Annotated in this window: 16 protein-coding genes and 1 pseudogene; 4 read left to right on the forward strand and 13 right to left on the reverse strand. The window is 72.4% G+C overall.

The window, feature by feature from the left end; all coding sequences use genetic code 11:
• Positions 1-16: 16 nt before the first annotated feature.
• Positions 17-383 (reverse strand): annotated as a pseudogene (locus SY2F82_RS06380) (DUF6158 family protein).
• Between SY2F82_RS06380 and SY2F82_RS06385 the strand changes: the two are divergent.
• Complete coding sequence (locus tag SY2F82_RS06385) at positions 363-1469, forward strand: Vms1/Ankzf1 family peptidyl-tRNA hydrolase (RefSeq protein WP_200417976.1); 1107 nt, start codon at positions 363-365, stop codon at positions 1467-1469. The pseudogene SY2F82_RS06380 and the gene SY2F82_RS06385 overlap by 21 nt on opposite strands.
• A 40-nt stretch (positions 1470-1509) precedes the next feature.
• On the opposite strand, the gene SY2F82_RS06390 is transcribed toward SY2F82_RS06385, so the two are convergent.
• Complete coding sequence (locus tag SY2F82_RS06390; protein WP_200417977.1) at positions 1510-3129, reverse strand: ABC-F family ATP-binding cassette domain-containing protein; 1620 nt, start codon at positions 3127-3129, stop codon at positions 1510-1512.
• A 492-nt stretch (positions 3130-3621) separates the two neighbouring features.
• On the opposite strand from SY2F82_RS06390, the gene SY2F82_RS06395 reads away from it, so the two are divergent.
• From SY2F82_RS06395 to SY2F82_RS06405, 3 genes are all read left to right on the forward strand, one after another.
• Positions 3622-5142: a bifunctional phosphatase PAP2/diacylglycerol kinase family protein gene (locus SY2F82_RS06395; RefSeq protein ID WP_200417978.1), complete on the forward strand. Its 1521-nt coding sequence runs from the start codon at positions 3622-3624 to the stop codon at positions 5140-5142.
• A gap of 160 nt (positions 5143-5302) precedes the next feature.
• Positions 5303-6118, forward strand: coding sequence for a class I SAM-dependent methyltransferase (locus SY2F82_RS06400; protein ID WP_200417979.1), 816 nt, complete (start codon positions 5303-5305; stop codon positions 6116-6118).
• Between the two features lie 41 nt (positions 6119-6159).
• Positions 6160-6330 (forward strand): hydrophobic protein, encoded by a 171-nt coding sequence (locus tag SY2F82_RS06405; protein WP_200417980.1) that lies wholly within the window; start codon positions 6160-6162, stop codon positions 6328-6330.
• A 59-nt stretch (positions 6331-6389) separates the two neighbouring features.
• Here SY2F82_RS06405 and SY2F82_RS06410 read toward each other — a convergent pair whose 3' ends face one another.
• The 11 genes from SY2F82_RS06410 to ligD form a co-directional block, all read right to left on the reverse strand.
• On the reverse strand, positions 6390-6674 hold the full coding sequence (locus tag SY2F82_RS06410) for a gas vesicle protein K (RefSeq protein WP_200417981.1): 285 nt from the start codon (positions 6672-6674) through the stop codon (positions 6390-6392).
• A 1-nt stretch (position 6675) separates the two neighbouring features.
• On the reverse strand, positions 6676-6870 hold the full coding sequence (locus SY2F82_RS06415) for a gas vesicle protein (protein WP_200417982.1): 195 nt from the start codon (positions 6868-6870) through the stop codon (positions 6676-6678).
• Entirely contained in the window at positions 6867-7703 is an 837-nt protein-coding gene (locus tag SY2F82_RS06420) for a GvpL/GvpF family gas vesicle protein (protein ID WP_200417983.1), read from the reverse strand. The genes SY2F82_RS06415 and SY2F82_RS06420 overlap by 4 nt, the downstream gene beginning before the upstream one ends.
• Entirely contained in the window at positions 7700-8026 is a 327-nt protein-coding gene (locus SY2F82_RS06425; protein WP_200417984.1) for a gas vesicle protein, read from the reverse strand. Before SY2F82_RS06425 ends, SY2F82_RS06420 begins: the two co-directional genes overlap by 4 nt.
• Positions 8023-9201, reverse strand: a complete 1179-nt coding sequence (locus SY2F82_RS06430; protein WP_200417985.1) for an SRPBCC family protein — start codon at positions 9199-9201, stop codon at positions 8023-8025. The genes SY2F82_RS06425 and SY2F82_RS06430 overlap by 4 nt, the downstream gene beginning before the upstream one ends.
• Positions 9198-9881: a DNA primase gene (locus SY2F82_RS06435; RefSeq protein ID WP_200417986.1), complete on the reverse strand. Its 684-nt coding sequence runs from the start codon at positions 9879-9881 to the stop codon at positions 9198-9200. The genes SY2F82_RS06430 and SY2F82_RS06435 overlap by 4 nt, the downstream gene beginning before the upstream one ends.
• A 1-nt stretch (position 9882) precedes the next feature.
• Positions 9883-10140, reverse strand: a complete 258-nt coding sequence (locus SY2F82_RS06440) for a gas vesicle protein GvpG (protein ID WP_200417987.1) — start codon at positions 10138-10140, stop codon at positions 9883-9885.
• A gap of 33 nt (positions 10141-10173) precedes the next feature.
• Complete coding sequence (locus SY2F82_RS06445; protein WP_200417988.1) at positions 10174-10944, reverse strand: GvpL/GvpF family gas vesicle protein; 771 nt, start codon at positions 10942-10944, stop codon at positions 10174-10176.
• Positions 10941-11366 carry a gas vesicle structural protein GvpA gene (locus SY2F82_RS06450; RefSeq protein WP_200417989.1) on the reverse strand — a complete coding sequence of 142 codons (426 nt, stop codon included), beginning with the start codon at positions 11364-11366 and terminating at the stop codon, positions 10941-10943. The genes SY2F82_RS06445 and SY2F82_RS06450 overlap by 4 nt, the downstream gene beginning before the upstream one ends.
• A gap of 43 nt (positions 11367-11409) precedes the next feature.
• Complete coding sequence (locus tag SY2F82_RS06455; protein ID WP_200417990.1) at positions 11410-11745, reverse strand: gas vesicle protein; 336 nt, start codon at positions 11743-11745, stop codon at positions 11410-11412.
• A gap of 73 nt (positions 11746-11818) precedes the next feature.
• Complete coding sequence (gene ligD / locus SY2F82_RS06460) at positions 11819-12751, reverse strand: non-homologous end-joining DNA ligase (protein ID WP_200417991.1); 933 nt, start codon at positions 12749-12751, stop codon at positions 11819-11821.
• Positions 12752-12753 lie beyond the last annotated feature (2 nt).

The raw sequence follows: 12753 nt of genomic DNA on the forward strand, positions 1-12753 counted from the left end.
GTCCTCGCGCAGGCGGTCAGCGGGTCGGTTCGGCTTCCTGGGGTTCTTCACAGGTGCCGCGCTCCCGGGCGCCGTCGCGGGTGCGGCCGGCCGCGGTCGGGCGGCGCGGGTGGCGGCGGAGGTATTCGCCCTCCAGTTGCGCCATCCGGTCGTTGTGCGCGCGCAGCGCGTCGTTCGAGCCGTAGAGCAGCGTGTCGTGGCGCGTGCGGTGGATCGTCTCCAGCTCTTTCATGAGCTGCTGGTCGGTCAGCCGGCCCGGGTCGACTCCGGTCATAGGTGGTACCCCGCTCGTCGTGTTCGTCGGTGCGGTCCGGGTACCCGCCCGGAAAAGCAATACCCCGAGCGGCATCCGGGAGGGAGCCATGGATCTCGCCTTTCTCCATCCACTGTACGAACATCCCGGTCCCTGGGCCTCCGTATACGTCGACACCTCGCGGCACACGGAGTCCACGCCTCACGAACGCTCCCTGACCGCTCAGTCCCTGTATCGGGAGCTCGTCGAGCAGGGCGCGGACGAGCCGACGTGCCGGGCCGTGCAGTCCGCGGTCGAGGACCTGGCCCACTCACCCGAGCCGCATGGCAGGGCCCTGTTCGCCCGTGCGGGCGAGGTGGCCCTCGATCCGCCGCTCGCCGCGCCGCCGCAGGGCTCCTCCGCGCTGTGGGCCACGCTGCCGCACACGGCGCCGCTGCTGGAGCTCGCGAACGAGGAACCGGTGTGCGTGGTGGCGTACATCGACCGCAAGGGCGCCGAGTTCGAGCTGCGGGGTGCCCTGGGCAGCCGGGAGGCCGGGTCGGTGACCGGGAAGCAGCATCCGCTGCACCGTACGAGCAGCGCCGACTGGTCGGTGCGCCACTTCCAGCTGCGCGTGGAGAACACCTGGGAGCACAACGCGGCGGAGATCGCGGACGCGCTCGCCGTGTGCCAGGAGGAGACCGGCGCCGACCTGGTGGTCCTGGTCGGCGAGGAGCGCGAACGGCGCGCGGTGCACGAGCGGCTGCCGCGCCGGCTCCAGGACCAGGTGGCCGAGACGACGCACGGCGCGGGCAGCCGGCTGCTGGACGAGGAGGTGGAGCGGATCCGCACCGAGCATGTGCAGCGCCGCGCCGAGCAGGAGCTGGAACGCTTCCTGGCCGCCCGGGCGCCGGACGAGGAGGGTCGTGCGGGCGCGGTCGAGGGCGTGCCGGCGGTGATCGAGGCGGCACGCGAACACCGTATCGACGAACTCCTGATCAATCCGGAGGGCCCGGACACCCGCCGAGAGGTGTGGATCGGCGAGGACCCGGACCAGGTCGCGGTCCGTCGCACGGACCTCAAGGCGGTGGGCGAGCGGCACGCCTGGCCGGCCCGCGCAGACGACGCGCTGCTGCGTTCCGCGGTGGAGACGGGCGCGGCGGCCGTCTCGCTGACGGCCGCCAGGAGCCAGGAGGGCCCGGTGGGCGGAGTGGGCGCACTGCTGCGCTGGGCGTAGCCGGCGCGCCTGGCGCAGGCCCGGGGCGCCGGGCCTGCGGCTAGCGTGCGCGCTCCACTCTGCGTTCGTCCCACACCGGCTCCGAGGTCTCCCGGACCCGGCCGTCCGCGCCGAAGACCAGGTAGCGGTCGAAGGAGCGGGCGAACCAGCGGTCGTGGGTGACGGCGAGGACCGTGCCCTCGAAGCTGTCGAGCCCCTCCTGGAGCGCCTCGGCGGACTCCAGGTCGAGGTTGTCGGTCGGCTCGTCGAGCAGCAGCGCGGTCGCCCCCTCGAGTTCCAGCAGCAGGATCTGGAACCGGGCCTGCTGGCCTCCGGAGAGCCGGTCGAAGTCCTGCTCGGCCTGGCCCGTCAGCTCGTAGCGCCGCAGCCGGGACATGGCGGCGCCGCGGTCCTGGGCGTGCTCCTTCCAGAGGATGTCGAGGAGCGTGCGGCCCTGGAGCTCCGGATGGGCGTGGGTCTGGGCGAAGTGGCCCGGTACGACCCGCGCGCCGAGCTTCCACTGCCCGGTGTGGGCGACGTCGTCACCGGCGAGGAGACGCAGGAAGTGCGACTTGCCGGAGCCGTTGGAGCCGAGGACGGCGACCCGTTCGCCGTAGAAGACCTCGAGGTCGAACGGTTTCATCAGCCCGGTCAGTTCGAGCCCCTGACAGGTCACGGCCCGTACGCCGGTACGGCCGCCCTTGAGCCGCATGGTGATGTTCTGTTCGCGCGGCGGCTCCGGCGGCGGGCCGGCCTCCTCGAACTTCCTCAGCCGGGTCTGGGCGGCCTGGTAACGGGACGCCAGCTCGTGGCTGACGGTGGCCGCCTGGCGGAGGTTCAGCACCAGCTTCTTCAGCTGGGCGTGCTTCTCGTCCCAGCGGCGGCGCAGCTCCTCGAAGCGGGCGAACCGCTCGCGGCGGGCCTCGTGGTAGGTGGCGAAGCTGCCGCCGTGCACCCAGGCGTCGGCGCCCGCCGGGCCGGGCTCCACGGTGACGATCTTCTCGGCGGCGCGGGCGAGGAGTTCGCGGTCGTGGGAGACGAACAGGACCGTCTTGCGGGTCTCGGCCAGCCGTTCCTCGAGCCACCGCTTGCCTGGTACGTCGAGGTAGTTGTCGGGCTCGTCGAGGAGCAGGACCTCGTCGCCGCCGCGCAGCAGGGCCTCCAGGACGAGCCGCTTCTGCTCGCCGCCGGAGAGGGTGCGCACCTGGCGCCACTGGGCCCTGTCGTAGGGGACGCCGAGTGCGGCGGTGGTGCAGATGTCCCACAGGGTCTCGGCGTCGTAGCCGCCGGCCTCGCCCCAGTCGGCGAGCGCCTGCGCGTAGCGGAGCTGGGCGGCCTCGTCGTCGACGGTCATGATGGCGTGCTCGGCGGCGTCGACGGCGCGGGCCGCTTCGCGGATGCGGGGCGGGGCGACCGAGACGAGGAGGTCGCGTACGGTCGTGTCGTCGCGGACGGAACCGACGAACTGCCGCATGACGCCGAGGCCGCCGGAGACGGTGACCGTGCCGGCGTGGGGTTTCAGCTCGCCGGAGAGCAGGCGCAACAAGGTGGTCTTGCCTGCGCCGTTGGGGCCGACGAGGGCGACGACGCTGCCGTCGCCGACGCGGAAGGACACGTCGCCGAGCAGGGTCCTCCCGTCGGGGAGGTGGTACTCGAGGTGCGCGGCTTCAAGGTGTCCCATGGGGCGCATTGTGAGCGGCCGCGCCGAAGCCGGGCAAAGGGTTTTCGCCCCCGCCGCCCCTACCCGTCCCGTCCCTGAGGGCTGCCGCCCCAGACCCCCGCTGTCGGCCGACGGCCTCGTCCTCGAACTCCCCCAAGCTCTTCGAGCAGGGGTACCCCGGGACGGGCTGAATGATGCCGACCCGGCGCTGACACAGCAGCCCCTCCGGCGGAAATCCAGCCCCTCCGGCGTTCGAGGAGCGGGCGGGCCGGGGGCCGGCCCGCGAAGGGGTCCAGGGGCGGAACCCCAGCCGGGCCCAGGGACCGAGCCCCAGCCGGGCCCACGGACCGAGCCCCAGCCGGGCCCAGGGACCGAGCCCCAGCCGGGCCCACGGACCGAGCCCCAGCCGGGCCCACGGACCGAGCCCCAGCCGGGTCCAGGGGCGGACCCCCTGGGGGTGAACGGGTAAGGGCGGCGGGGGCGAAAAGCGTTCGTCGGGGTACCCGCAGGGCCATGAGCGCTGATGTCGACCTCACCACCCAGCCACCCGGCCCCCACCCCCTCCGCGACCGCCTCCTCGGCCTCGACTGCCGGCTGTTCGAGTCCGTCGCCGCCCGCCACTGGCCCGGTGCCGACCCCCTGCTCCCCCGCCTGAGCCGGGCCGCCAACCACGGTGTGCTGTGGTTCGCCACCGCCGCCGCCCTCGCCGCCACCCGTAGCCCCCGGGCCCGCCGCGCGGCCGCCCGCGGTGTCGCCTCCCTCGCGCTCGCCTCCGCCACCATCAACACCCTCGGCAAGCGGTCGGTCCGCCGCCCCCGTCCCGTCCTCGATCCGGTCCCGGCCGTGCGCCGCCTCAAGCGGCAGCCGATCACGACCTCCTTCCCGTCCGGTCACTCCGCCTCGGCCGCCGCCTTCGCCACCGGTGTCGCCCTGGAGTCGCGTGGCTGGGGTGCCGCCGTGGCGCCGCTCGCCACCGCCGTCGCCGTCTCCCGTGTCTACACCGGCGTCCACTTCCCCAGCGACGTCCTCGCGGGCGCGGCCCTGGGTGTGGGCGCCGCCTACGCCGTACGGGGTCTCGTCCCGACCCGCGATCTGCTGCCGCCGCCCGACCGCCGGCGCTCCGTCGAGGCCGCCGCCTCGCCGGAACCCCTCGCGCCCGCGCTCGGCGACGGCACGGGGCTCGTGGTCGTCGTGAACAAGGGCGCGGCGACCTGGGACCGGGTACGGGCCCTCACGGACGCGCTCCCCGGCGCGGAGACCGTGGAGTGCGAACCGCCCGAGGTTCGCACCGAGTTGGAGAAGGCGGCCGCCCGTGCCCGCGTCCTCGGTGTGTGCGGCGGCGACGGCACCGTGAACACGGCGGCCGGCGTGGCCCTGCGCCACGGCCTCCCGCTCGCCGTGCTCCCCGGCGGCACCCTCAACCACTTCGCGCTGGACCTCGGCGTGGAGGACCCCCGTGACCTGGTGGGCGCTCTCACGCGGGGCGACGCCGTCCGGGTCGACGTGGGCCGGTTCACCTCGGGTGAGACCCAGGGCTGCTTCCTCAACACCTGCAGCCTCGGCGTGTACCCGGAGCTGGTGCGCGAGCGGGAACGCTGGTCCCCCCGGATCGGCGGCTGGCCGGCCGGTGTGCTCGCCGCCTGGCGCGTCCTGCGGGCCGACCGCCACCCCCTGGCCGTACGTGTCGGCGACCGAACCCACCCGCTGTGGCTGCTGTTCGCGGGCAACGGCACCTACCACCGCATGGGCCTGGTGCCCGGCCGCCGCCACGACCTGGCCGACGGGCTGCTCGACGTACGGGTCGTGCACGGCGGGCGCCGGCCCGCCGCCCGTCTGCTGGCGGCCGCGTTCGCGGGCCCGCTGTCGCACTCGCCGTTCCACGCTGCCCTACGGGTCCGGCGACTGCACCTGGACGGAGTCGCCCCCGGCACCCTCCTCGCCCACGACGGCGAGGTCACCGCCGTCCAGGGCGAGGTGACCCTGGAGGCCCTGCCCGAGGCGCTGACCGTCTACCGGCCGCTGCCCGCCGACTGACCCCTGTGCCGCCGGTGTTGAGGGCTCCCGGCGCCCACCGCGCCCTGCCACGGTCAGTCCACATCGTAAGATGGCTGTCTCATTATTCGGCGAGATCGCTTACCGTGACACGTACCGCCCGCGGCGACGCCCGGGTCCGTACGAGGGGAAGAGGATCGTCATGCCGAAGGAGACGGCCGTCTACACGCACGGCCACCACGAGTCCGTGCTGCGCTCGCACACCTGGCGGACCGCCGCCAACTCCGCGGCGTACCTCCTCGGGTCGCTGAAGCCGCACATGAGGATCCTGGACATCGGCTGCGGGCCGGGCACGATCACCGCGGACCTGGCCGCCCTGGTCCCCGACGGTCATGTCACCGGCGTCGACCGCGCCCCGGAGATCCTGGACCAGGCCCGGGCGACGGCCGACGCCCGCGGGGTCACCAACGTGGACTTCGCGGTCGCGGACGTGCATGCGCTGGACTACCCGGACGACACGTTCTGCGTGGTCCACGCCCACCAGGTGCTCCAGCATGTGGGTGACCCGGTGCAGGCACTGCGCGAGATGCACCGGGTCACCCGGCCGGGCGGTTTCATCGCCGCGCGCGACGCCGACTACGGCGCCATGACCTGGTACCCGGCGTCCAGGGGTCTGGAGGACTGGCTGGACCTGTACGAGCGGGTCGCCCGCGCCAACGGCGGCGAGCCCGACGCGGGGCGGCGCCTGAAGTCCTGGGCGCTGCGGGCGGGCATCAGGGACGTCACCGCCACCTCCGGCACCTGGACCTTCGCCACCGCCGAGGAGCGGGCCTGGTGGAGCGGACTGTGGGCGGACCGCACGCTCGCCTCGGCGTACGCCGACCGGGCGACGGATGGCGGCCATGCGACCGCTGAAGACCTGAGTGCCGTTTCGGCGGCCTGGCGGGAATGGGGCCGGCACGAGGACGGATGGTTCTCGGTGCTGCACGGAGAAATTCTCTGCCGAAAAGAGGCCTGATTCCCGCCGTTCGGGAAACTTGGACAGCAGGAGGTGTGACTATGGTTCCGATCCTGCTCGTTCTCCTTCTGGCCGTGATTCTCTTCGGCGTCGGATTCGCCGTGAAGGCACTGTGGTGGATCGCCCTCGCGGTGCTGGTCGTCTGGCTCGTGGGCTTCCTGGCCCGCGGCACTACGGCGGCCGGCGGACGCGGCCGATGGTATCGCTGGTGAATCGGCGGTGCCCGGGCGGTGATACGCCCGGGCACCCGATTCCCGTGATCCTTCGGCGATCACTCCCGCGGCAGCAACGATCCGAGCGGCCCGAGGTCCAGATTCAGGTCCTCGGGCCGCAGTCCGTAGCGCTCCCGGAGCTGAGCCATACGGTCCTCGAGCAGCATCAGGGTGAGCCCGATGCGCTCCTCCTGGTCCTCGGTGAGCTCGCCGGTGTCGAACCTGCGCAGCGCCTGCCGCTCCATGAGCTGGCGCAGCAGCTCCACGACGGTCAGCACGAGCTTGACCAGGTCACGCTCCACGGTGTCGGGTTCCAGGTCGAGTCGGTTGCGTCCGTCGCTCATGTCACCGCTCCTCCGGCCAGGGGGCCGGCACCTGGGCGCCGACCGAGCTGATCAGCGCGTTGAGGTCGATGCGGACGAGGTCGACGTCCGCGATGCGCAGGGTGAGGTCGCCGGTGATGACGACGCCCCCGGCCAGCAGCCGGTCGAGCAGGTCCACCAGGGCGACCTGACGGTGTTGAAGTCCGTCGACGGTCACGGCCCCTCCCGCCCTTCGACCCCGCTGAACGAGTACGCCGCCCAGGGGCCGGTGAGTTCGACCCGCACTCCGGTAATTCCGCTTTTCTCCTGCTCCACTTTTGTCACGAACGCCTCGGACCCGGAACGCGGCACAAGATAGGCGGCGTTGAGCACATTGCGACCGGAGGAACCGGAGAGCGCAGGATTCTGCGGGGCGTGCAGCCGGAAATCCTCGGCCCAGCCGGAAAGATTCTCGTGCAGTTGGCGCGCGAACCGTTCGGTGTTCTCCTGCATTTCCTGGTGGGCCTGCCGGCGCACACGGCGCTGGCGCAGGTAGTCGCGGCCGGAGACCGGTTTCCGCGGCGGCTGGGAGGCATTGCCCGCCCCTTCCGCCCCTCCCGGACTTTCCGTTCCCGGCGTCTGTCCTTGCGTCTGTCCCTGCGTTTGCGTGGGGTCCGTCTCCGCGTACACCTTGACTCCCCATTCGACCCGGCCGTCCAGACGGTCGAGGGCGCGGTGGAAGTCGTCCGCGCGCTCCTGGAGCATCGCGCGCACGCCGCTGTCGTCACGGAACACCGTGGCGAGCCGCAGCGGCAGGGGCGTGGTGGCGGCGGTGAGCGCGTCCACGACGCCCTGGTGGGCGCGGGCGGTGGCGGCCAGCCAGTCCAGGTCCTCCAGACGGGCGCGCAGCGGCTCCTCCGCGAAGTCCCGCTCCGGGACCGTGCTGACGACGGCGACCAGGCCGTCGTGCGCCAACTGCCTGGGCGGCACGCCCGCGACGCCCGCCGGGCCGTCCTCGAGCGCCGCGTGAAAGGGGCGGCAGACGGCGTACACGTACCGCAGTCCGTTCACGATGCCTCCTTCTCGCCGCGCGCGCCTTCCAGTTCGGCCAACCGGTCGCGCAGTTCGGCGTTCTCCCGGGCCAGTTCGTTCTGGCGGGCGCGGGACGAGAGCGCCGGGTCGGTCTCCCACCAGTCGATGCCCATCTCCTTCGCCCGGTCGACGGAGGCGACGACGAGGCGGAGCTTGATGGTGAGCAGTTCGATGTCGAGCAGGTTGATCCGGATGTCGCCGGCGATCACCACGCCCTTGTCGAGGACGCGTTCGAGGATGTCGGCGAGGTTGGCTCCGCTGCCGGCGCCGTACGGCTCGGGAAACCGGCCGGGCGTCGTCATCGACGGCCCCCGCGCGCGACGTCCCCGGGCTCCTCGTCCGCGTACTCGTCGCCCTCCGCGTCCTCGTACCCTTCCACGTCCGCGTCCTCGTAGGATCCTTCCTCCGGGTCCGCGTCCTCGTAGGATCCTTCCTCCGGGTCCGCGTCGGGTCCTTCTTCCTCCTCCGCGTACCCCTCCGGCTCCTCCTCGTCCGCGTAGGGCTCCTCGCCCTCTTCGTCCTCTCCGCCCTCCAACTCGGCGCTCTCGTCCTCGTCGCGGGGTTCCTCGTCGCGGGGTTCCTCGGCCTCCTCGTCCGCCACCGCGTCCTCGTGGCTGCGGACCACCTCGCCGTCACGGATCTCGCCGCGCCAGCCGTCCTCCGCCTCACCCTTCAAGGTGATGAACCGGGCGAAGTTCTTCAGATCCAGCCTGACCCGGCGGCCCTGCGCCCGCCACAGATTGCCGGTCTTCTCGAACAGGCCGCTCGGGTAGTACTCCATGACCAGCAGGACCCGGGTGAGGTTCTCGCCCAGGGGGTGGAAGGTCACGACGCCCTTCGCGGTGCCCTTGGCGCCCTCCGACGTCCACTGGATGCGCCGGTCGGCGAGCTGCTCGGTGGTGTGCGCCTTCCAGCTGCGGTTGGACCAGAAGATTTTCGCCTGCCAGTCGGAGTGGGTGTCGTCGGCGCTGTCGGCGCTCTTGACGCCCTTGGCGAAGGTGGAGAAGTCCTGGTACTGCGTCCACTGGTCGTAGGCGGTGCGCAGCGGCACGCCGACGTCGACGGATTCCATGATGACGGTGGGCTTCTTGCCGCCCCCGCCCTTCTTCCTGCCCTTGCCGCCCCCTAGGTTGCTGACGGCTTCCTTCACGTTGTCCTTGGCGCGGGAGGCGCCGAGTTCCAGGGCGGAGCGCAGCGGTCCCTTGCCCTCGGCCAGCTTGCGGCCGCCGTCGAGCGCCAGCTTGGCGAAGCCGGGGCTGTTGCCTTCGGCGATGTCGTTGAGCTTGACGGTGGTCTCGCCGAGCTTGCGGCCGAGGCCGGTGAGCAGCTTCGTGGCCCGCGCGGCGAGGTACTCCTGGGCCTCGGCCTTCAGCCGGTCCGCGGCCTCGCCGCGGGCGAGGTGCGTCAAGGGGTTGTCCGTGGCCGCGCCCGTGGCCTTGCCGGCCGCGGAGGTGGCCGATCCGAGGGTGTCGGTCATCGGTCGTCACCGCCCTTCGAGGAGCCCGCGCCGCGGGCGCCGGCGGTCTTCTTCGCGGCCGTCCTGCGGGCCGCGCCGGCCGAGCCGCCCACCGCCTTCTTCGCGGGGGCCGTCTTCTTCGCCGCGGCCTTCTTCGCCGGGGCCTTCTTCGCTGCGGTCTTCTTCGCCGCGGTCTTCTTCGCCGGGGCCTTCTCGGCCGCCTTCCTGCCGGACGGCTCCTCCCGCCGGCTCTCGCGGTCGCTCTCACCGCGCGGCGGGCGGTCGCCTCCGTCCCGTTCGGTGCGGTTGCCGTCCTCCCGCTCATCGCGGTCGTCGTCCCGCGCCGCGCGGTCGTCGTCCTCGTCCCGGTCCTCGCCGGAGCCGCCCTCGGGCAGCTCGTCGCGCATCCGGGCGGTACGGTCGTGCAGCCGGTCGGCGAGCGCGTTCATCTGCCGCTCGACCATGGCCCCGGTGGCGGCCTTGCCGACGCCTCGCAGTTCCTGGCGCAACTGGTCGCCGATCTCCTTGAACTGCGGAGCGTTCATGAGCTGCTGGTTCACCGCGTTCGCGAGCGTCCGCGGGCTGAGGTTGAGCTTCTTGCCCGCCACCAGGGAGCCGACCGCGAGCGCCATTTTCAGCTTCTTGGTGCGTCCCAGAAAGTATCCGGCCCCTACGGCGAGGCCCAGTGCGGTTCGGTTCATGTCACGTCCCGTTGCCTGTGGTGTCGCCGGAGCGCAGCGCGATCTCCAGCCGGTCGAGCAGTTCGTCCTCGCGCCGGTCGAACTCCTCCTCAGTGATCTCGCCCGCCCCCAGTTGCTCCTCGAGGCGGGCGAGTTCGGCCCTCACGGCGGCGGGGTCGTAGTAGATCCGTTCCGCCTCACGGAGCACCTGTCTGATGGCCCAGGCGCTGCCGCGCACGGGGGCGAACGGCAGCATCAGCACCTCACCGATCAGTCCCACGGTGTTCTCCTTCCGCTCGGGCCGAAGGCCCCGCTAATGAGCGCCGGCGTCGATGCCCGCGGTGGTCCCCGCCGGCTCGGCGGGCCCCGGCTCGACGAAGCTGTACGGCGGCAGCGGCCCGTTGACGCGCACGTCGAGGTGCGGGTGCGCCTTGCGGAGCTGTTCGACGGCGGCCAGGAACGAGTCCGCCGTCTCACGCGCCACCAGGAACGACACGTTGGCGAGCCAGCCGGTGGACTCGGGGCCCACGCTGACGGCCTCGGCGGCCGGCTCCAGGGCACGCTGGAGCTCCCTGGCGTCCTCGGCCTCGCGGCTCTGCACCGCGGCCGCCACCATCTCGCCGAGCTTGAGCTTCTCCTCGTAGCTTCCGCCGCCCGCCTTGCGGTTGGCTTCCGCCAGAGATCGGACCTCGGGGTTCTCGGCCATCACGTGGTGCAGGACAGCCTCCTCGTCGTGGCTGGCCTTGATGTTGTACTCGACCTTGCCGTCGAGGGTGCCGAGCCGCTCCCGGTAGTGTTCGGCGCGCTCTTCGAGGACGCCGGTGACGGCGTCGTCGTCCGGAGCGAGGCTGCCGAACCGCATGGGCAGGATCGGCCCGCCCGCGGCGGCCTCGCTCAGCACGTTCTGGTGGGCGAGCAGGTCACGGCGCTTCGGACGCAGCCCTTCGGGGGCGTCGCTGACGATCGCCGCCAGTTCGCCCCGCTTCAGGATGCGCACCGTCCGGGCCGGATCGCCGACGCCGCCCATGCCGTCGGGGAGCGAGGGGTGGTCGGCCGCGGCGATGCCGTAGACGTACGTGCTCACTCCTGCTCCTCCTTCTTCTCGCGCGAGGCCGTCGACTTACGGGTGCGCCGGCTCGGTTCGGCCTGGGCCTCCCCGCGGGCCTGCCGGAAGGCGTCGGATATGGTCTCGGCGGCGCCGGACAGCGCGCCCTTGGACTTGCCGCGCGCGCCGGACTCGGTCATCTCCCCGACCAGGTCGGGCAGTCCGGGGTCCTTGCGCGGACCGGCCTCCAGGTCGAGACGGTTGCACGCCTCGGCGAAGCGCAGATAGGTGTCGACGCTGGCGACGACGACCCTTACGTCGATCTTCAGGATCTCGATGCCGACGAGGGAGACGCGCACGAACGCGTCGATGACGAGCCCTCGGTCGAGGACGAGTTCCAGGACGTCGTACAGGCCGCTGGAGCCGCCTCCGGATGTCTGTTGTGCCGGGACAACGGTCATGCCGACCGGCCCTCCTTGTCTGTGTGTCGGTGCGTGCGGCGGGCTAGCTGCCGCCGCCCCTGCGTGTGTCGGCCCTCCCGCGCTCGTAGCGGCGAACCTTCCGGTATCCCGTGAGCTCGCCGTCGGCGGACACGTCCACCGAGTAGCTTGCGAGCAGACTCATGGTGTCGGGGACCCGGGCGAGTTCGAGGACCTCGATTTCGAGCGTCCAGCCGTCCTCGGTGGGTTCGAAGGACGACACCGACTCGGCGGCCAGTCCGGTGAGCTCCGTGAACTGGGCGCGCGCGTGGCGCAGCACCTCCATGGGGCTCGGCCGGCCGTTCGCCCGGTCGCTGTTCTCGGGGGAGTTCCGTGAATGTGTACGTGATGTGTTCGACATGGCCACCTCCACCACCGGGTGGCCACAAGGGCGTTGGCCAAACCTTCGGATGTCCGAGGGCTTCGACCGGGCTTCAACCGCGCAGGTCGTCGAGTCGCCGCCGGGCACGTGCGAGGGAACGCCCCCGGGGCGGCACGTCCGCCCAGGGGTCGGTGCGGGCCTGGTCCAGCGCGTCGGCGACGGTCCAGCGGCGGGCGTTCAGAGCCGGGTCGTCCAACTGGCCCCAGGACAGCGGCGTGGCGACCGGTGCGCCCGGCAGCGCCCGTACGGTGAAGGGGGCGACCGCGGTCTGCGCGTACGCGTTGCGCTGCACGTCGAGGTAGAGGCGGTCGCCGCGGTCCTTCTTGCGGGCGGCGGTGGTGAGCAGGTCGGGGTGGGCGGCGGCGAGGACGTCGGCGATGTCCCTCGCGAACCGCCGTGCCTCGTCGAAGTCGTGGTCGCCACTGATGGGGACGACGACGTGCAGGCCCCGCGAACCGGTGGTCATCAGGCCGGACGGCAGCCGCAGTTCGTCCAGCAGCTCCCCCACCAGCCGGGCGGCTGCGCGTACCTGGCCGAAGTCGCCGTCCGCCGGGTCGAGGTCGAGGATGATCCGGTCGGGCCGCTGGAGCCGGTCGGCGCGGGAGAGCCAGCGGTGCAGGGTGAGGCAGGCCTGGTCGGCGAGGTAGAGGAGGGTGGCGGTGTCGTCGCAGACGGTGTGGCAGACGGTGCCGCCCTCCTTGGGGAGTTCGACGCGGTGGATCCACTCCGGGTAGTGCTCCGGGGTGTTCTTCTGCATGAAGCGGGGCCCGTCCACGCCGTCCGGGTGCCGCTCCAGCATCAGGGGCCGGCCACGCAGGTGCGGCAGCATGAAGGGGGCGACGGAGCGGTAGTACGCCACGAGGTCGGCCTTGGTGTACTCCTTGCCGCCCCCATCCCCGTCCCCGGCGCCGGGGAAGAGCACCTTGTCCGGCCGGTGTACCTCGACCGTGCGGCGGCCGGCCCGCACGGTCCGCGTGCTGCTCATGT

The organism is Streptomyces sp. Y2F8-2 (assembly GCF_014905555.1).
Lineage (GTDB): Bacteria > Actinomycetota > Actinomycetes > Streptomycetales > Streptomycetaceae > Streptomyces > Streptomyces cynarae.